Here is a 19,526-nt window from a genome sequence, read left to right as displayed (position 1 = left end):
GTCGTGGCCCGCAAGGCGTTTAGCGCATCGTCAGCTGTCCGGCAGGCGCGGCACCTCGACCGCCGGGAGCAGCCGCACGCGGTAGCGGCGCTCGGCGAAGTAGCGGATCTTGCGGCAGCGCACCGGGTGCGGCAGGCCCTCGCACAGCAGGATCTCGCGCTTAACGCCCATCGCCTTCAGCTCCTGCGGCAGCATCAGCGCGCGTCGCTCTTCCGACTCGCTGCGCGACAGTTCCGCCCGGCGTCGCCCGCGGGTCAGGTTGCGGCGGCGCACCGTGGTGTAGCCGAGCATTTCCGAGTAGTCGTTGGCATCGTGCTGCTCGCGCGGCGCGAACACCACCTGCATGGCGTGGTTGGTGAGGATGGCGCGCGCCACGTCCTTGCCATAGGTGGCATCGAGCTGCGCCATGCTCTGGATCACCGGCAGCAGGCGCAGGTTGTAGCCGGCCATGTAGGCCATGGCGCTGGCGATGATGCCGATGCGACCGACGGCGGTGAACTCGTCCATGAGCAGCAGGCACTGCTGGCGCAGCGTCGGGTCGTCCTTCGGCAGCACGCGCGTGTTGAGGTTGATCAACTGGCTGAAGAACAGGTTGAGGATCGCCCTGCCCTCCGCCAGCCGGTTCGGCTGGATGCCGACGTAGATGGTCATCGGCCGGCGGCGCACGTCGTCGAGGAGGAAGTCGTTGCCGCTGGTGGCGGCGTCGAGTGCCGGATCGATCCACGCGTTGAGCGGCTCGCGAAAGCTGCCGAGGATGGACGCGAATGTCTCCTCGGCCTGCGACAGCAGGTTGCCGAACGCGCGGCGCGCATGCTCGCCAAGGAAGTGACGCTCAGCCAGGTCCTGCACGTGCGCGCGCGCCGGCGTGCCTTCCGCAGACGACAGCCGGAACAGGCGGCCGATGGTGGGGAACACGTGGTATTCCGGCGGGAAGCCCTCGCGCGCCTGCGCCTCGTAGTGGTCGAACAGGAACAGCGCGAAGGCCATGAACGCGTTGCGCGCCTGGCTGGTCCAGAATTTCTGCTCGGCGCCGGCGTCCGGATACAGCATCGCCGCGATGCCCTGCAGGTCGGACACGCGCTGCAGGGCGTCGGTGGACACGTAGACGAGCGGGTTCCAGCGATGCGTGCACCGGTCTTCGGCAAAGGGATTGAACAGGAACACCTGCTGCCCCTGCGCCGCGCGCCAGCCGCTGGTGAGCTGGAAGTTCTCCTGCTTGATGTCCAGCACCACCACCGAACCACGGTAATCGAGCAGGTTCGGCACCACCACGCCGACGCCCTTGCCCGAGCGCGTCGGCGCCGCCAGCACCACCGATTGCTGGCCGGCCAGGCGCAGCAGGCGCCCGCCATAGCGACCGACCACGATGCCTTCGCCCGACGAGGTGAACAGGCCGTGCCGCAGCAGGTCGAAGGCGTTGGCGAAACGCGCCTTGCCGTGCATCGCGCGCCGCGACGGTCGCAGCAACAGGAACACCGGCACGGTGGAGGCGAGCAGCGGCAGGCCGAGCCCCACTGCGCCGGCCATCCGGATGCGGCCGGCGAACGGCGCCAGTCCGGGCAGGTCGATGGCACGCAGGTAGGCCGGCCAGGTGGCGAGGCCTGCGGTGAGATCGCCGAGTCCAAGCAGCCTCAGCACCAGCCACCCCGACAGCCAGAGCCCCGCGACCCATGCGACGCCCACGCACGCCAGCGCCAACGCGATCCTGATCCTGTCCATGTCCACCGTCCCTGGTGATCTGCCTGCTGATGCGGCGCGGCATCCTGCCGCCCGCCCCGTGCCCGTCCCGGGCGCGTCCGAGCTTAGCGTAAGCTCGGGAGGCTGGCCCAGCCTGGAGGTTCGGTGACGATGCACTGGCCTGGCTTCAACGCCGACGGCGCGCTGCTGCTGCCGCTCGAAAAACGCGACCTGCTCGAGGCCGACATGCCGCTGCGCCTCAGGCTCGACGGCCTGGTGCTGGAGCAGAAGCACGAGCTGCACGTCACCCTGCTCAACCACGCCACGGGAAGCGCCGTGCTCAGCCGCCTCGATCCGCCTGCCGTGGCCGATGCCTTCGCCGCGTTCGACTGGCGGATCATCCCGACGCAGCGCTACGCGCTGGTGCACAAGACCAAGGACGAGTGGGACGGCCCGCTGCAGGCATGGGCGGTGATCGAGCACCTGCAGATGCCGGCCTTCGCCGCGTTCCGCGACAGGCTTGCGCGGGCGAGCGGCCTGGCGCTGGACTGCGGTATTCCCCACGTCACCCTGTATGTCGCGGGCGACCCGGCCGGGATCGGCCTGCCGGACCTGGCGACCTGGCGTGCGTGCTTCATGCGCGAGGTCGGGGGCGATGAAGTGCGGCGGCCGGGGGTGCCCGGATCCACGCGCCGCTGACGGTATCGGCGAGCGTCCGGCGAAGGTACGACCGCCAATCCGGGTTACCCCCTGGCTGGAGGATCCACAGGTGGGCCGTCCTGCCCCATGATCCTGGGGATTGCGCCGACGACGACCAGCGCGAACAGCGTGGTGATGAGCGCGACGATCTCCATGCCGATGCCCGCCGCCATGCCGACGGCGGAGGTCATCCAGATGCCCGCGGCCGTGGTGAGCCCCTCGACCCGCGCGCCCCTGTCCATCTTGATGATGGCGCCCGCGCCGAGGAAGCCGATGCCGGACACGATGCCCTGCATCACGCGCGTGATGTCGGCCATCGGTACCTCCGCCATGGCCGGCGCCAGGACAAACAGGGCGGATCCGATCGACACCAGGATGTGGGTCTTGAACCCCGCCGAGCGGCCCTTGCGCTCGCGCTCGTAGCCGATCAGCCCGCCGAGGACCGCCGCGGTGAGCACGCGTGCGACCACGACCGTCAGCGTGGCCACGCTGGGGAGCGCGTACTCCCGGCCCAGCGCGCTGCCGATTTCGGCCATCACGCTCATGCGGTCGACCGGTCAGGCCGGGGCACGGCGAACGTCATCGGGGCATCATTCCTGGCAGCTTGCGGCGGATCCGCCCAAAAAGCCTAGCACGCACCCCGGAAACACAAAACCCCCGAATAATCAGGGGTTTGTGTGGATCCCAACGATTGTCCACGCGTGGAAAGCGTGGTGGGCGGTGAGGGTTTCGAACCCCCGACCCCTACCATGTCAAGGTAATGCTCTACCACTGAGCTAACCGCCCGAAGGGAGGCGAATTCTAGCGGTTGCATTCGGCGGCGGCAAGCCTAGCGGAATGCGAGCATGGCCTCCTTGAGGCGATGGATCTGGTCGCGCACCCCGGCGGCCGCCTCGAACTCGAGGTCGCGGGCGTGCTGGTACATCTGCTGCTCCAGCGCCTTGAGCCTGGCGGCGGCCTTGGCCGGGCCCAGGCTGGCGTAATCCTCGGGGCGCTCGGCCACCGCGCGCACCTTGCCGCGACCACCGCGGCCGCCCTTGGATTCGGCCTGCTCGCTGCGCGCGCCTTCCATGATGTCCATGACCGGGCGCGCGACCGAGCGCGGGGTGATGCCGTGCTCGAGGTTGTATTCGACCTGCCTGGCGCGACGGCGGTCGGTCTCGTCGATCGCGCGCTTCATCGAGTCGGTGACGCGGTCGGCATACAGGATCGCCTTGCCGCGCAGGTTGCGCGCGGCGCGGCCGATGGTCTGGATCAGCGAACCGGTTGAGCGCAGGAAGCCCTCCTTGTCGGCATCGAGGATCGCCACCAGCGACACCTCCGGCATGTCCAGGCCCTCGCGCAGCAGGTTGATGCCGACCAGCACGTCGAACTTGCCCAGCCGCAGGTCGCGGATGATCTCCACGCGCTCGACGGTGTCGATGTCGGAGTGCAGGTAGCGCACGCGCACGTCGTGCTCGGACAGGTACTCGGTGAGGTTCTCCGCCATGCGCTTGGTGAGCGTGGTGATCAGCACGCGGTCGCCCATCGCAACGCGCAGGTTGATCTCGCCGAGCACGTCGTCGACCTGGGTGGCGACCGGGCGGATCTCGACTTCAGGGTCGATGAGCCCGGTGGGGCGCACCACCAGCTCCACCATCTCGCCTTCGCAGTGCTCGTACTCGTACTTGCCCGGCGTGGCGGACACGAAGATCATCCGCGGCGCACGCGCCTCCCACTCCTCGAAGCGCAGCGGGCGGTTGTCGAGCGCCGACGGCAGCCGGAAGCCGAACTCCACCAGCGTCTCCTTGCGCGCACGGTCACCGCGGTACATGCCGCCGATCTGCGGCACGGTGACGTGCGACTCGTCGACCACCAGCAGCGCGTCGGGCGGCAGGTAGTCGAACAGCGTCGGCGGTGGCGCACCGGGTTCGCGGCGGGTCATGTGCCGCGAGTAGTTCTCGATGCCGTTGCAGTAGCCGACCTCGGCCATCATCTCCAGGTCGAACTGGGTGCGCTGCTGCAGGCGCTGCGCCTCGACCAGCTTGTTCTGCGCGTACAGCTCTTCCAGGCGCTCGCGCAGCTCGATCTTGATGGTCTCGACCGCGGTGAGCACGCTCTCGCGGGTGCTCGCATAGTGCGTCTTCGGGTACACGGTGAAGCGTGGCACCTTGCGCTGCACTTCGCCGGTGAGCGGATCGAACAGGCTGAGGTTCTCGACCTCGCCGTCGAACAGTTCGATGCGCAGTGCCTCGGCCTCCGACTCGGCCGGGTGCACGTCGATCACCTCGCCGCGCACGCGATAGGTGCCGCGGCGCAGCTCGGTGTCGTTGCGGGTGTACTGCAGCTCGGTGAGCTGGCGGATCAGCTGGCGCTGCTCGATGCGCTCGCCGCGCGCCAGGATCAGGCGCAGCTTCAGGTAGTCCTCCGGGTCGCCAAGGCCATAGATCGCCGACACCGTGGCCACGATCAGCGCATCCGGCCGCGACAGCAGCGCCTTGGTCGCCGACAGGCGCATCTGCTCGATGTGCTCGTTCATCGCACTGTCCTTGTCGATGAACGTGTCGGACGACGGGATGTACGCCTCCGGCTGGTAGTAGTCGTAGTAGCTGACGAAATACTCGACCGCGTTGTGCGGAAAGAACGACTTGAACTCGCCGTACAGCTGCGCCGCCAGCGTCTTGTTGGGCGCCATGACGATGGTCGGCTTCTGCACCGCCTGGACCACGTTGGCGATGGTGTAGGTCTTTCCGGAGCCGGTCACACCGAGCAGCGTCTGCCGGGCCAGGCCCGCCTCGAAGCCGTCGATGAGCCGCTTGATCGCCTGCGGCTGGTCGCCGGCGGGCTGGTAGGGGGAGACAAGCTGGAACGGCGTATGGGTGGCGGATCGCATCGGCCCATTGTAGGCGGGCGGGTGCAACGGCCTGCGAAGGACGCAGGAATGGCGGACAGGCCCTCGTGTGTGTGTCCGACCCCGGCGGTGGCGACCTTCCTACCCCTCCGACCTCCGGGCACCGATGGCCCTGGCCCTGCGGAGCGCCTAGCGTTGTCGGTCCGTGGTACCGGCAAGGAGGCTGGGCATGGCATGGCGCGACGCGGGCTTCACCCTGATCGAGGCGATGGTGGTTGCGGCCATCGCCGCCGTTACCCTCACCCTCGGACTGCCCTCGTTCAACGGCACGCTGGAGCGGCACCGCGTTTCCGCGAGCCTGCACCTGTTGTCCGCCGACATGGCGATGGCGCGCAACAGCGCGATCATGCGCCGCGAACAGGTGGTGGTGTGCCCCGGCGTGGCCGATGCCGGCTGCCGCGGCGACCACGACTGGAGCACGGGATGGCTGGTGTTCCGCGACCCGGACGGCAACCGCCAGCCCGATGCCGACGGAGACCTGCTGCGCGCCACGGACGCGCCCGCAGGCGGCCCGGACCGCCTCCGGCTGACCTCCAGCCGCCCCTTCCTGCGCTACCAGGCCAGTGGCATGAGCGCGCACAGCAACCTGAGCGTGAACGCCTGCGCGCGCGGCCAGTTGCGCGGCAAGGTGGTCGTGAACCGGCTCGGACGCGTGCGCGCGGAGCGCCCCACCCGCGAAACCGCGTGCCCGTGACCCGTTCTCCTTGACCGCGGCCAGTTACGCTCTAAAATACCGGTCCCCGCCCGAATAGCTCAGCCGGTTAGAGCACTTGACTGTTAATCAGGGGGTCGTTGGTTCGAGTCCAACTTCGGGCGCCATTCTTTCTGTTGCATGCGCGGACCATCGTCCGCCGCGTTCCGGCTGCGTCCACTCCAGCCCCTGATTCCCGCCCAGGCGGATGCTTCACTTCCCCGCGATGACCCTGATCCCAAGGTATCCACACCACTCCGGCCGCGTGCGCGCGGCGGTGTGATCGTACGTCGGACCGAGGAAGCACCATGCCGCGCGGCAACACCCTGAAGCTGGCCACATTCAACGTCAACGGCATCGGCACACGGCTGCCGCACCTGCTCGAGTGGCTCGACAAGGAAAAGCCCGACGTCGTGGCGCTGCAGGAATTGAAGGCGTTGGACGACGCCTTTCCCGTGGACGCGCTGGAGAAGGCCGGCTACGGCGCGATCTGGCAGGGCCAGCGCTCGTGGAACGGGGTGGCGCTGCTCGGCCGCGACACGATGCCTGTCGAGAGCCGGCGCGGTCTCCCGGGTGATCCTGACGATGAGCAGAGCCGCTACATCGAAGCGGCGGTGCACGGCATCGTGGTGGCCGGTATCTACCTGCCCAACGGCAACCCGCAGCCCGGCCCGAAGTTCGACTACAAGCTGGAATGGATGGCACGGCTGGCCCGCCATGCGCGGACCCTGGTCGGGCTGCCGCACCCCGTCGCCATCATCGGCGACTTCAACGTGATCCCGACCGACGACGACGTCTACGACCCGAAGTCGTGGCGCAAGGACGCACTGATCCAGCCCGGGACTCGCGCGGCGTATGTCGCACTGCTCGAACAGGGCTGGACCGACAGCCTGCGGCACGTGCATGGCGACCAGCGGATCTACACCTTCTGGGATTATTTCCGCCAGCACGCCGAGCGCGATCGAGGCCTGCGCATCGACCACCTGTTGCTCAATCCCGTGCTGGCCAAGCGGCTGAAAGATGCCGGCGTGGACCGCTGGGTAAGGCTGCAGGAGAAAGCCAGCGACCATGCGCCCACCTGGGTCGAGATCTCGGCCACCCGGTGAGCGCGCCGTGCCTTGGGCACGCGCGCAATCCAGCACGCTGATCGCTTCGGGATGCTGCTCCGAGAGTTCCGCGGCAGGCCGGGCTGCATGGGGGGCAGTCCTGTTGCATGGTGCGCGAGCACGCCGACGCAGGCTGCGACTACTTGCTGGCCTTCTTCGCCGGCGCCTGGCCCGCGTCGCGGTTGGTCTCGCCCTCGGCAAGGATGCTGAGTTTCTCGTCCGTGGCTTTCTCCTCGGCCAAGGTTTCGTGCAGGAGCTTCACCGCGTCCGTGTAGCCCAACTGCTTGCCGAGCGCACACAGCGTGCCGTAGCTCGCGATCTCGTAGTGCTCGACCTTCTGCGCGGCGTTGATAAGCGCGGCATCGCGCACCGGGCCCTCTTCCACCTCGTCGATCGCCTCCTTGCCTTCCTCGACCAGGCCTTCCATGGCGGCACACTTGATGCGCTTGAGCTTGATCTCCAGCAGCTCGACGACGCGGTCGATGCGTTCGATCTGACCTTCGGTTTCGCCGAGATGCGTCGTGAACGCATCCGCGAGCTTCGGATTCGCGGCGGCCTTCGCCATCTTCGGCAATGCCTTGGTCAACTGCTTCTCGGCGTTGTACATGTCGGAAAGCGCATGCACGAACAGGTCTTCGAGTGTCTTGACAGCCATGTTCTCGATCCTCTGCGTTGGGTGGTGAACTTCGACGGGACTTGCCCGCGAAACGCTAGGACCGTGGAGATGCGCTTGATGTGAAAAACCAGCGACCTGGCACACATGGACGCTATTCAGGGATGCGCCAGCGGCGGGCATGGCGCCGAGCGGTTCGGGTCGGGACGGCATGGAAGAGACAGGCGACGGGCCGCGTGGAATCAGTCGACTCCCGCGCTGTCACGTGAGCGTCGCCTTGACGCCGCGGACGCTAGCGTAGCGCCCATGAACGAACCCTCCAGCAGCAGCCTGGCGCGCAGCGCGCGCATCCTCGGTTTCCTGATGAAATACCGACGCGCCGGCATCTTCGCCAGCGCCGATGCCGATCCATCGCCAACCGCGACCGACCCGGCCGATGATGCCGACACCGACACCGGTCCGGAAACGTTCGTCCGCGACCTTGAAGCCCTCGGGCCCACCTTCATCAAGCTCGGCCAGGCACTCTCCACCCGCCCCGACATGGTGCTGCCCGCCTACCTGCCCGCGCTTGAGCGCATGCAGGACGAGGTGAGCCCGATCCCGTTCGACACGGTGCGCGGCGTGGTCGAAGCGGAGCTCGGCGTGCGCCTCGGCAAGCTGTTCGCCGAGTTCGACGAGCAGCCGCTGGGCAACGCGTCGATCGCGCAGGTGCACCGCGCGGTGATGAACGACGGCCGCGAGGTGGCGGTCAAAGTGCAGCGCCCGGACGTGGAGGCCGAGATCCGCCGCGACCTCGACATCCTCGCCGGCATCGCGGCGCGCGCGGACTTCGTCACGCGCATCGGCCGCCGCCTGCACTTCGCCGATTGGGTCCGCGAGTTCCGCAAGACCCTGCTGGCCGAGCTCGACTACCGGATCGAGGCCGACAACCTGGAACGCTTCGGCAAGCACTTCGAAGCCTATCCCCTGCTGCTCGTGCCGCAGCCCGTCTGGGACCTCACCACCGGCCGCGTGCTGACCATGGACCTGGTGCGCGGCACCAAGGTCACCGCACTGGGCGGCCTGCGCCGCACCGAGAACGACTACCAGCCCCTGGCCGACGCCTTGGTGCGCGGCTACCTTGACCAGACCTTCGTGCACGGTGAGATCCACGCCGACCCGCACCCCGGCAACATGCTGGTCACCGACGACCAGCGCCTCGCGATCTTCGACCTCGGCATGGTCGCCCACGTGCCGCCCAAGCAGCGTGCCCGCCTGCTGAAGCTGCTGTTCTCCGCGGTCGACGGCAGTGGCGAGGAAGTGGCTGAAGAATCGATCGCGCTCGGCGTGCGCCTCGAGGACTTCGACGAGGACCGCTACGTCCGCGAGATCGGCCAACTGGTGGCGCGTTATGCCGCGCACGGCTCCAAGACGATGACCGAAGGCTGGCTGATGCTGGAACTGGCACGCATCGGCGCCGACTGCGGCCTGCGCACGCCGCCGGAATTGCAGCACCTCGGCAAGACCCTGCTGCACCTCGAAGGCGTGTGCCGTGCGTTGGACCCCAAACTCGACATGCGCCAGGTGGTCGAAGGCCACCTGCAGCAGATGCTGCGCGAACGCCTGCGCAAGTCGTTCTCGCCCGCGAGCCTGGCCAGCGAAGCGATGGAGATGCAGGCGTTGCTGCAGGACGCCCCAAGGCGGGTGTCGACCCTGCTGTCACTGCTCGCCGAGAACAAGATGCAGGTGCGCCTGACCGGATTGCAGGAATCGCGGCTCACCGAGAACCTGCAGAAGATTGCCAACCGTGTGGCTACCGGGGTGATCATCGCCGCGTTGATCATGGCCAGCGCCACGCTGATGCGTGGCGATGTGGTGGGGCCGCGATTGTTCGGCTATCCCGCGGTCGCGATGGGGATGTTCCTGCTCGCGTCGGCGCTTGGCCTGGGGATCGTGGTCAGTGCGTTGTTCAGCGACCACAGGTCGCGGGATCGTGGGGAGCGGGGGCCGCGGACGTGAACCCGGGAGGAAAAAATACCAGATGCCGCGCGAACTCGGGGCGCCGGACTTCAGAACGGCCGCAGATTCCGCTGCTCTAGATGCCTAGGACTAGATCAGGTCCCAACTTGGCCAAACTGGCATTGGTCGTCATTCCCCTTTGAATGCCTTTTGATACCCGCCGCATCAATCGAAAGGACTCCACACCGGTCCTCGGCCTGGCCCCCGGTAGGCGTGGCTATGAGTTTGAACGTGCTTGCGTCGGGGGTGCCACTAACGGCAATGATGTAGTTCGCAGTTCCTGTCTTAGGTGACTGGCTGAAGGGGATTTCATCGGCACTGGTGGTGCCTACAGAAAGGCCCGTATAGGTGCTGTTGATCGTCTTGTAGCGCTCTGCGATCTGGGCTGCTTCGACGAGGTCCGATTTAGCCTGACCGCGCTTGCCCTTGCGCACCGCTTCCGAGTAGGACGGCACTGCGATCGCCACGAGGATCGCGACGACCGCCACCACTACCATCAGTTCGATCAACGTGAACCCGCATGCCGCGCGCAGATGCCGGGTACTCGCGATTGGCTCTATTGCAACCTTCATGGATGGTCTCCCCTGACTGGCTGGTCGACTGACATCACTTCAACTGTCGCCATGACTGGCGGCCACATGGCCGCGGCAACACGAATCCGCCCGGGTAGATCACCACCTGGCACTGCTCGAAGGTTGCACAGCTTTCGGTCGCGGGATCACAGGTCGGATTTATCTTCGTCAGCGGGTTGATGGCTGCAACGCCGGTTCCCATGACAGGCGGCTGTGCGGCGGAACCAGCTCCATTGCCGCCAATGGCCACGCCGCCACAATTCGGTCCGGTACACGCAGGCGTGCCGGTTGGCAACACCTGGACGTTGGCCAATGCGCCTGCACCAGACAACAGATCCAGCCCATATTGAAAGTTGATGCCACCTGGATCGCAGCTGTTCTGGGTCGGCTGGTAAGTCGCGAAGAACACCCGGCCACTCTGGATCAAAGGCGTTGCGATGAAACGCTCGCCAGATCCATTGGCACTCGCCTTTAACTTGAGGTCAAGATACCAACCACGCTTCGGAGCAGTTCCGTAATAGGAGACCGGGCTCCTACTGAGGTCCCGTGTCGTGAAACCGCCCGCTGTGGTCTCCGAGTCGATAGTCTGGACTTGCAGGTCGGTTCGGCCACCGCCTACCGCAGTCCCATTATCGAAAATGCCATACAGGGATTGGACCTGAGGCGAGGTTGGCACATCGTTGTCGCCGGTTACGAAATAACGACCGGTACCGAAATACACCATCACGCCCCCGCCAGGACCGGCCGCAACCCGGATGCCACCGGTGATCGGCTGCCGTTCGGTACTGGCACCCGCACCGGTTAACGCAGTGAACAAAGCCGCGCCGGAATTGGCAACTGTCCAGTCCGAGTGCGCCGACTTACTCAGGTCGAACTTCCACAGGTTGCCCTGCAGGTCGCCGCCATACACGGTATCGACCTTGCCGTTGCCATTCCGGTCGATTGCAGTGATCTGCCCAAGGCCATTGAAGGGATCGGCCCTGCGGGCGCACATTTGGTTGATCGGTGGAACGGTGGACAGGAAATCGCAGATGAAGTTGACTAGAGACAGTCCGCTACTGCTCGCTTGATTACCGTCGTTAGCAGTGATCTTCCTGATCACGCCGCCTGTGAATGCATCCAGGATATAGAGCGACGGGTCGCTGTTGTTGCCACCATAGCCATTGCCGAACAGCACACCCCATTTGTCGTTCTCAAGTGGGACCAACATCGGTTTCCCATAAATATTGCCGATGTCGAGGTCGACCTTGGCATTGCGCTCCCACAAGACTTGGTCGATTCCGAAGCCCTCAGGGTTACTGACATCCAGCGCGAAGATCGAGCGGCCACCAGCCCCCGCGGAACCTACCAGCAGAGTTTTCCAAGTCGAATCTTCCGCCCTCGCATCACCAACAGTCATCTGACCATCCACATAATATTGATGGTCAAATTCTTTGTCAGGCAGCGCGAGCTTCCCCATCTGGTCGAGCACGCCATGGGGAATAAACGCGAAGAGCTCCTTGCCAGCTCCCGTCTTGGCGCATGTCAGGTTGCCATTTGGTGAAGCACAAGGTTCCGTGCTCGCATCAAAGGCATGCAGCATGCCGTCGTTTGCACCCACGTAAGCGACGGTCTTGCGAGTGCTCTTCGTAGCGACGTAACCACTTGCGCCGGTGTAGCCATAGAACATGTCTGCAGTGTAGGAACCGTAACCGTAATTACTTCTCGGCGAAGCAATGATCGGCTCTGAGTTCACGATGTCACCCAGCACCGCGCTGCGCGTTCGCAAGGTATTGGCCGCCCCGCCGTTGGAGGCTTCTCGCGACCTGACACCCCTCAGATAGTTAACGAAGTCGGCTGCAGTGTACGCAGCCCCGTAACGAGTGGAGACTGTCGCAGAGTTGATGCCCAGGTTCGCGTAACCAATGCTGGCCGCATCAAACGCCGCTGCCGTGATCGTCGTGTTTGTACCTGCCCCCGGCGCCTTAATGGTGAGAATCTTGCGGTCTACCGGCAAAGGCAGCTGAGACTGCGCACTCCACAGCGTCGCGCCCAAGGTTCCATTCGGGTTCACCGCAACAGCGCTGAGGTTGCCGAACCAATCCTTGCCATTACGCTCTCGCGTGTAGGTCGGCTGCAAAGTGAAGGAATTGCTACTCACACGCGCACCGCTAATCGTCGCCACGCCCACCTTGAGGTCGGCCTGGGCGATGTCGTCGAAGGCTTTCGACAACTGCGACTGCAAGTGCAAGGGATTGGTCACCAGGAAATAGTTATCCGGCTGTCCCGATTGGTTCTTGTCCCACTCCCCATCATCCGGCAAGCCATTACTATTAGCGTCCTTGTATCCGCCATACTTGGCGGCGTACCACAGCGGATTTTGAAGGGCGATGCCCGCAGCACTCGTGCCTACCGTGAACTGACGCGGCGTGGCATCCTTGTCTCCGGAGACGGCATTCGCAGTTGTGTTGATTGGCAAGATTCTACAGGCGAGAGTCCCAATATTCCCCGGTAGTGCGCAGTAACCCGGGGCCCGACCAGGTGGGGTATTGAGCGGGTTTCGATTGTCGCTTCGCGTTGTCACGCTACCACTCTGGATGTCGAGATACAGACCATCTTGGGTCGTACCCGAAATCGTGTACCCGATATGCTCAACCGCGCAGGTCGCACCGTATTCGTGCTTAATGCCGACCGTGAGGCTGTTACTGCCGGTGGCGGTCACCACATATCGGACGATGGCATCCATGTCGTGATCGTTGCCCTGCTCGATATCCTCGTAGTTGACTCGAAATTCAGCGTAAGGACGTCCGCCATTGATGCCACTGCCGTCATCGCCGTTGAAGTTCGCAATCGTTTCGACGTAGAAGTCGACAATCTGGTTGACCGGCTGATTTGCGCTGTTAGTGTTGGTCTGGCATCCGTTCACTGTTTTACCAAAGGGCACAATTCGTATGGTCCGGCCACCAAGCGGAAATGCGATATCGGGTTTCGGCGACGCTAGGGCAACGGCATACGTTTGGGCGGACTGAGTCCCGGCCAGACCGGGACGCAGATCCGTGCGCGCCCCGAAACTCGACACGCTGGCCGCGTAGTAACTGCCCTTTTTGTTTGGTTCCTCAGGGCTTAGCCCACGAATATTTCCGAAACTGCTCGCCTGCTTCGCGGTTGGTGTACCGCTGGTATCTGTTCCACTTTCGCCGACGAAGACGGTCTGGTTGCCCACACCGAAATGATTGCCCCAGATACGGGTCCCTTCAGATGCCGCGTTAAAGCCCAAAATCTGTTCTGGCACTGTTTCGCCGAAGGCGTTTCCTGGGAGCCCCGAGTCATAGGATGTGTAGCTGTCGCTGATAACCGTCATCTTGGGCATCGCACATGCCGGCGCGCCGCCCTCAACACGATAAGGGTCGCGCCAGGTTGGGCGCGAGAGGCCCGCCGCATCCTCCATATTCTTCGCAGTCGTCGCCCCGCCGGACGCGACGTTGGCGTATGCAGCCGTTGGACTGGTCCGGCCATTGAAATACCGCAGACCCTCATACATTATTTCTGCAATTGGGTTTCCCCAATCCCAGCATTCTCCATCTTTAATTACGCCAGTAGCGACATTGATGCCATAGCCAGGACAGCTTCTGGTATACGTATGAGTATTGTAAGTAAATCCATAAATTCCCAAACCGTTGATGTTCGCGACGATGCTGCCCGACCCCGAAGCCGGTATGACAAACTTACCAGACGGCGCATCGATCTCATCCCTGAACGATCCCATGTTCTTCCGCAAAACGCCGCCCTGCGTATTGTTGGAATATGTTCCTGTCATCAAGCCGAACGACATGCGATCGGTTTCCCCAAAGGTATGCAGGATCCCCGTCGGTCTTACAGAACCATCAGGATAGACCTTGCAGTTGGCCTCTCGCAGCGCAACATCCTTCGGGCAAACGTCCACTCTGACCGTAAAGTCGGTTAGGGTACCTCTGCAGTTTCCCTGGTTGCCATTTGGCGTGCATTGCGTGCCCGCTACAGGCCGCTCAATGGACACCCATTCCCACACCCGCGCATTTGTGTCACGCAGAGCTCGCAGTAGTGGCGACCCACCTTCGGTCAACGTCGTGCTCGCAAACAGGTGGTAATTTGATCCAGTTGGCGCGGAGTACGGTGTGTAGTCATTGATCTTATAGCCGTCCCGCGCTTCGCTCTTATACTCCTTGCCCCAGGTGTGCGCGTCTTGCGGGATATATGCGCGCTCAAGCACCACGTTTGCTCCGCCCGCAACGGTTCCTGCCGAATTCGGATCGGCGGAGCGCTTGCCGCCATAAAGCACTTTACGCAGCGCATCAATGCGTGACGTGGTCAAGTAATTGAGATAGTCACCACTCCATTGCCCTGTGCATTTTTTGGTATCGGTACGGGCAACAGGCGTGAACTTTCCGCTGGAATACGTATAGCAAGCATAGGAATTGAAGTAACCGTAGTAATCGATGTGGTATTTCGACTGATCTTCAGGAACCGTGCCGGGTTTCTCCAAGTAGCCTCGATACCCGATATCCAGGACTCCATCGCCATCCAGATCAGAGGCATCGTTGTACGCTTCGTAATAAAGCTTGTGGTCCTTGCCCATCACCAGCATATTAAGTGGCGGGACTGCGTCCTTCAAATAGAGCGGCACCTGTGAGATTTTCGGCGGTGTGCCGGCGAAGAATACTGGATCTGATTTTACCGTCGCACTCGGCACCAACAAAGCTGCCGCCATCAAACCGACAAGGCCGAAACGAATCAGGTGAGTGTGGTTCATAGGGCTATCCTTGTTCCCGAGTCTCAGGGAATGAACACGGTGTCGATGACGGATTCCGAACTGGCAAACGCTGCCCGGTCTTTTGCAAATGCAGTGATCTGGTAAATCTGGTCGGTTTTTTCCGACTCATCTGCCGGGTAATCAAGTGCGCCCCACGAAAAACACATGTCCAACCGGCGTACGTATGGTGCTGCCCCGGTATAGGCCTCGGCGTCGAACGCGGTGACACAATCGCCCGGCGGCAGGCTGGTGACCACGACTGATCCTGCGGTCACTGCACTCTTGAGGCTTGATTCCTGCCCGCGTGCAACGGCTTCGGCATTCTGGAATGCCATGCTGCCGGCCTGGTAGTTTGCGGACATGCGCTCCTGCAGGCCCGCGACCTGCATAGCCACGATGCCGATCAACGTCAGCAGGACCAGCATGATCAAAGCGACGTACAGCACTGCGCCCGACTGCTTCTTGCGGGATTTCATGTGAATACTCATCAGGCCACTCAATTCCCGAACAGGCGGTTGCGGAGGGCGATTGAATCTTCATAGACGGTGCGATACCGACTGTCGTTGGGCGGCGTCACCGTGACACCCAGAGCAGACAGCGGCGCAACCGCCTGTGTCGCCGCCGCGGGTTCCGGGCTGCGGGCGACCAGGCCCACCTGCACCAGACCAACGCGTCGCCATGCTGTTGCCGGGTCGGCTGCCGGCAGGAGGGCACTAGCGATAACGCTGCTGCCGATATTCCCGGTAGGAGGCTCATTGGCCGCAGTACGGCTGTCCTGGCCATATTGGAGCTGGATAGACTCGACACCCTCGACCAGTTCTTCATTGGTCGCGATCGGTGCGGCGGCACCTGGCGTCAGGGTATAACGCAGTCGATACAGCGCGGGATTGCTATCCGCGTTTATGCCGACGTAATACACGACGCTTTCCGCGCGATAGATAACCGCCTGACCCTGCACGAAAGATTGGATGCCGAGCAGGCCGGATTTGTTCACCCCGGTATCGACATTGACCGTTAGGGAACCGCCCGCCATGTTGGTAGTTGTGGCCTGGAAAACCGCCGCGTTCATACAATCGGTAATGCCAAACAGCCCCGGGTTCGTGACGCCTTCAGTCAGCCGCTTAGACTGTGGAACACTGAAGTTCAGGGTCGCCGGGTCACCGGGAGTGAAAGCTGTCATCTGCGCGCCCGTGGGAGCGAAGTAACGCAGCACGATGACATCACTGTTCTGGACCGGGTTGTTGAGATTGGCAAACAATCCTGCGGACAACGCCGGCTCCCACGCTGTTGCATCAGCTGCCTTCACTGGCACAGTAGCCAGCGTGATCGTGCTGCCGGATCCCGTGGCTGTGCCACCACCGCCAATCTTCGCGTCATGCCCTTGCATGCCGACGTCGAAGCGCAAGGATTCCGGCGCCGCCGCGTAATTTTCGGCCAACTGTTGGGCAGCCGTCAGGAAGGTTGACGCCAGGGCCGGGCGCGACGGGGTCACGTTCCCCGGGAGAAACCGTGCTTGGTCATTGACGCAACCCAGGTGGCCCGCCATGCGAATGTCACGCTGCATGAAGTCAAGTGCGAACCTGCCGTTTTCTTGAACCCGTGCAAGACCGGTGGACAATTGATAAGCGCTACGCGATGCGGCGAATACCTCGACCAATCCCAGGACCAGAAGGGAGCTGATGACAAGGGCGATCATCAGTTCGATGAGGGACAGGCCGGCACTGCGATATGGGGAGCGAAGATTGTTCATAGCTTCGTTTCCAGTGTTACCTTGCCCTGCCCCTGGAGCGCGGGCATGTTGCTTTCGGCCCATTGCACGTTGACCGTGGCGTTGCCTGCGGCATCGGAAACAACACTGACTCTCGCGTCCGCCCCCAGGGCTTCGCGTACTTCGCATTTCCATCGTTCGACGTTGCTGGCGGCACCCAACGCGGGCTTGGTCTCACATCCACCAACGGGGACAGTCACGCCCGAAAGATCGGTGTCGGTGAACGCATACGCCGCCAGCTCGCTGCGGTTGGAACGCATCATGTCGAGTAGTTCGCCGGCCAGGTTGACTGCCTGAGTCCGCTGGTTGGCGCTCTTGGTGTAACGGAGGTTCATGGTCTGCAACAACGCAAGCCCCAACAGGCCGATTGCAAGCACCACAAGCGCGATAAGTACTTCGATCATTGAGAAGCCGCCAGCGTTGCGGCGACGGGCTGGAAACCGCCTCATGGACAGTTCTCCTTCTTCATGTTGACCTGGCCGACACTCGTTACTTTCAGTTCGCGCTGCAGCGTCTGCCCACTTGGACAATTACTGGGCTTAAGCGTGAAGGTTTGCGCGGTATCCGCGCGACCGCGATTGTCGAACTTGATGGTGCCTGCGGCGGATGCCGTTGCCAGCGAAAGATCGGAGGATGCCTGGACGTAACGAACGATCTCGCTGGCGGCGAGCGTGTTGTTGCCATCATTGTCCGTCCAGACGATCCAGCCCTGGTTCCAATCCGTGCCACAACTGGTGCCGTCACTGCTTGCGCAGATCGTCGCCGTCTTGGTGCTGCGGATCGCCTCGGTGCGCGCCAGCGACACGCTAGCCATCAACTCGTTGGTGGATGTCGCCACCCGATTGGAACGCAGCGAGCCCTGGAAGCTCGGCAAACCAATTACCAAGAGAATCGCCACGATGGCAATCGTGACCATGAGCTCGATGAGGGTGAACCCCGATTCGCGTCTGTGATGCATGTCCCCTACCCGCAGTGCGGCCAGCCTCAGCAAGGCTACCGCGGAGTCAGGGGGATGCAATCGACAGGGGACGGGCGGTCGCGACTGGAGGATGAACGCGATGGTTCTTGGGCCTGCGTCACTACTTGGGGTGTTGCATGGGGTGTTTGAAGGGCTTCATCGGGCCCATGGGGCTCCTACGACGGGCGCACACGCAGATCGGGGCTGTGCCTTCGACGCATTGTTTCAGCGGGCGCCCCCCTTCCAAGTCTCAGCATATCGGCACTTCACTGTGCCGGCTGGGGGGCGACGCCCTATCAGGTCACCACCTCATAACAAGGCCTGTACTCCCCGCTGATCTTCATCCGCCGCTGCTCCACGAACGCCCGCAGCAGCGCATCCAGCGACTCCATCATGTCCTTGTCGCCGTGGATCTGGAATGGCCCGAACGCCTCGATCCGGCGCATCCCGTCTTCCTTCACGTTACCCGCCACGATCCCGGAGAACGCCCGACGCAAATCCGCGGCCAGCTCATGCGGCTTGCGCCCGTGGTGCAGGTCCAGCGCCGCCATCGCCTCATGCGTCGGCACGAACGGCTGCTGGAACGGCAGCGGCACTTCGAGGCCCCAGTTGAAGTAGAACGAATCCTTGTGCGCGATGCGCGAGCTGCGCACGCGCTTGATGCCTTCAACCATGCGCCGGGCGACGGCCTGCGGATCGCCCACGATGATCTCGTAGCGCTCGGTGGCTGCGTCGCCAAGAGTGAGGCGGATGAAGCGGTCGATCTGCTCGAAGTACGGCGCGGAGGCGACCGGGCCGGTGAGGATCAGCGGGAACGGGAGCTCCATGTTCTCCTCGCGCAGCAGCAGGCCGAGCAGGTACAGGATCTCCTCGGCGGTGCCGACGCCGCCGGGGAACACGATGATGCCGTGACCCATGCGCACGAACGCCTCGAGGCGCTTCTCGATGTCAGGCATGATCACCAGGTTGTTGACGATCGGGTTCGGCGATTCGGCGGCGATGATGCCGGGCTCGGTGATGCCGATGTAGCGCGGGCGGCGCTGGCGCTGCTTGGCATGCGCGATGTTGGCGCCCTTCATCGGACCCTTCATGGCGCCGGGGCCGCAGCCGGTGCAGATGTCCAGGCCGCGCAGGCCGAGCTCGTAGCCCACCAGCTTGGTGTACTCGTACTCGTCGCGGCCGATGGAGTGGCCACCCCAGCACACGACCAGGTTGGGATCGGTGGGGTACAGCAGGCGTGCGTTGCGCAGCAGGCCGAATACGGCGTCGGTGATGCCGGCCGACGATTCCAGGTCCTTGGCGTACTCGGGGCCGAGCTCGATCGACATGTAGGCCAGGTCACGCACCGTGGCGAACAGCAGCTCGGCCACGCCGCGGATGATCTCGCCATCCACGAACGCCATGGCCGGCGCGTTCTGCAGTTCGATGCGCACGCCGCGGTCCTGCTGCGCCACCTGGATGTCGAAGTCGGGGTACATCTCTTGGGCGGCGCGTGGGTCGTCGGACGTGCTGCCGCTGGTCAGCACCGCCAGCGCGCAGCGCCGCAGCAGGTCGTGCAGCCCGCCGGCGGAGGCGTCCTTCAGGCGGGCGACTTCCTCGCGCGAGAGCACGTCCAGGCCGCCGCGCGGGTAGATGCGCGCGTTGACGGTGGGCAGGGTGCTGTCGGGCTTCGCGGTGTCATTCATGGCGTCTCTCATTCTTCTTGTTGTCGTTGTCGTCGTCGCTCAGGCGAAGACTCTAGCGCAGGCTGTGGCGCAAACGGAAACGGCCGGGGCATGCCCCGGCC

Annotated in this window: 15 protein-coding genes and 2 tRNA genes; 5 read left to right on the top strand and 12 right to left on the bottom strand. The window is 63.7% G+C overall.

Translation table 11 applies throughout. The features are described from left to right. Positions 1 to 30 precede the first annotated feature (30 nt). Positions 31 to 1,719 (bottom strand): type IV secretory system conjugative DNA transfer family protein, encoded by a 1,689-nt coding sequence (locus tag IDM46_RS03685; protein ID WP_185114840.1) that lies wholly within the window; start codon positions 1,717 to 1,719, stop codon positions 31 to 33. 129 nt (positions 1,720 to 1,848) lie between these two features. On the opposite strand from IDM46_RS03685, the gene IDM46_RS03680 reads away from it, so the two are divergent. Beyond that, entirely contained in the window at positions 1,849 to 2,376 is a 528-nt protein-coding gene (locus tag IDM46_RS03680; protein ID WP_185114839.1) for a hypothetical protein, read from the top strand. Positions 2,377 to 2,420: 44 nt separating this feature from the next. Here the strand turns inward: IDM46_RS03680 and IDM46_RS03675 are convergent, their stop codons facing one another. The 3 genes from IDM46_RS03675 to uvrB form a co-directional block, all read right to left on the bottom strand. Then, on the bottom strand, positions 2,421 to 2,921 hold the full coding sequence (locus tag IDM46_RS03675; protein WP_182822377.1) for an MgtC/SapB family protein: 501 nt from the start codon (positions 2,919 to 2,921) through the stop codon (positions 2,421 to 2,423). Between the two features lie 166 nt (positions 2,922 to 3,087). Further along, positions 3,088 to 3,162, bottom strand: a tRNA-Val gene (locus IDM46_RS03670). A gap of 43 nt (positions 3,163 to 3,205) precedes the next feature. Continuing rightward, a complete protein-coding gene (uvrB, locus tag IDM46_RS03665; RefSeq protein ID WP_185114838.1) occupies positions 3,206 to 5,248 on the bottom strand; it encodes an excinuclease ABC subunit UvrB in 2,043 nt (680 codons plus the stop codon). A 187-nt stretch (positions 5,249 to 5,435) separates the two neighbouring features. On the opposite strand from uvrB, the gene IDM46_RS03660 reads away from it, so the two are divergent. The 3 genes from IDM46_RS03660 (at position 5,436) to xth (ending at position 7,063) form a co-directional block, all read left to right on the top strand. Further along, positions 5,436 to 5,960 (top strand): GspH/FimT family pseudopilin, encoded by a 525-nt coding sequence (locus tag IDM46_RS03660; RefSeq protein ID WP_185115251.1) that lies wholly within the window; start codon positions 5,436 to 5,438, stop codon positions 5,958 to 5,960. A 48-nt stretch (positions 5,961 to 6,008) separates the two neighbouring features. Beyond that, a tRNA-Asn gene (locus IDM46_RS03655) sits at positions 6,009 to 6,085 on the top strand. Positions 6,086 to 6,265: 180 nt separating this feature from the next. Continuing rightward, entirely contained in the window at positions 6,266 to 7,063 is a 798-nt protein-coding gene (gene xth / locus IDM46_RS03650) for an exodeoxyribonuclease III (protein WP_185114837.1), read from the top strand. 139 nt (positions 7,064 to 7,202) lie between these two features. Here xth and IDM46_RS03645 read toward each other — a convergent pair whose 3' ends face one another. Beyond that, the gene (locus IDM46_RS03645; protein WP_182823816.1) at positions 7,203 to 7,718 is read right to left on the bottom strand and encodes a ferritin-like domain-containing protein; all 516 of its coding nucleotides are present in this window, start codon (positions 7,716 to 7,718) and stop codon (positions 7,203 to 7,205) included. Positions 7,719 to 7,982: 264 nt separating this feature from the next. On the opposite strand from IDM46_RS03645, the gene IDM46_RS03640 reads away from it, so the two are divergent. After that, a complete protein-coding gene (locus IDM46_RS03640; RefSeq protein ID WP_223878018.1) occupies positions 7,983 to 9,674 on the top strand; it encodes an AarF/UbiB family protein in 1,692 nt (563 codons plus the stop codon). A 95-nt stretch (positions 9,675 to 9,769) separates the two neighbouring features. Here IDM46_RS03640 and IDM46_RS03635 read toward each other — a convergent pair whose 3' ends face one another. From IDM46_RS03635 to ppnN, 7 genes are all read right to left on the bottom strand, one after another. Then, a complete protein-coding gene (locus tag IDM46_RS03635) occupies positions 9,770 to 10,246 on the bottom strand; it encodes a type IV pilin protein (protein WP_305067736.1) in 477 nt (158 codons plus the stop codon). 34 nt (positions 10,247 to 10,280) lie between these two features. Next, positions 10,281 to 15,014, bottom strand: coding sequence for a PilC/PilY family type IV pilus protein (locus tag IDM46_RS03630; RefSeq protein ID WP_185114835.1), 4,734 nt, complete (start codon positions 15,012 to 15,014; stop codon positions 10,281 to 10,283). Positions 15,015 to 15,037: 23 nt separating this feature from the next. Then, positions 15,038 to 15,490, bottom strand: a complete 453-nt coding sequence (locus tag IDM46_RS03625) for a PilX N-terminal domain-containing pilus assembly protein (protein ID WP_221441771.1) — start codon at positions 15,488 to 15,490, stop codon at positions 15,038 to 15,040. Between the two features lie 20 nt (positions 15,491 to 15,510). Continuing rightward, positions 15,511 to 16,764 (bottom strand): PilW family protein, encoded by a 1,254-nt coding sequence (locus IDM46_RS03620; protein WP_185114834.1) that lies wholly within the window; start codon positions 16,762 to 16,764, stop codon positions 15,511 to 15,513. After that, positions 16,761 to 17,231: a type IV pilus modification protein PilV gene (pilV, locus tag IDM46_RS03615; RefSeq protein WP_221441770.1), complete on the bottom strand. Its 471-nt coding sequence runs from the start codon at positions 17,229 to 17,231 to the stop codon at positions 16,761 to 16,763. The genes IDM46_RS03620 and pilV overlap by 4 nt, the downstream gene beginning before the upstream one ends. After that, the gene (locus IDM46_RS03610) at positions 17,228 to 17,740 is read right to left on the bottom strand and encodes a GspH/FimT family pseudopilin (RefSeq protein ID WP_185114832.1); all 513 of its coding nucleotides are present in this window, start codon (positions 17,738 to 17,740) and stop codon (positions 17,228 to 17,230) included. The genes pilV and IDM46_RS03610 overlap by 4 nt, the downstream gene beginning before the upstream one ends. Positions 17,741 to 18,036: 296 nt before the next feature. Beyond that, a complete protein-coding gene (gene ppnN, locus IDM46_RS03605; protein WP_185114831.1) occupies positions 18,037 to 19,425 on the bottom strand; it encodes a nucleotide 5'-monophosphate nucleosidase PpnN in 1,389 nt (462 codons plus the stop codon). Between the last annotated feature and the right edge of the window lie 101 nt (positions 19,426 to 19,526).

Source organism: Luteimonas sp. MC1825, assembly GCF_014764385.1.
In the GTDB taxonomy this organism is placed as follows: Bacteria; Pseudomonadota; Gammaproteobacteria; order Xanthomonadales; family Xanthomonadaceae; genus Luteimonas.
This window is presented reverse-complemented; position numbering and strand designations above follow the sequence as displayed.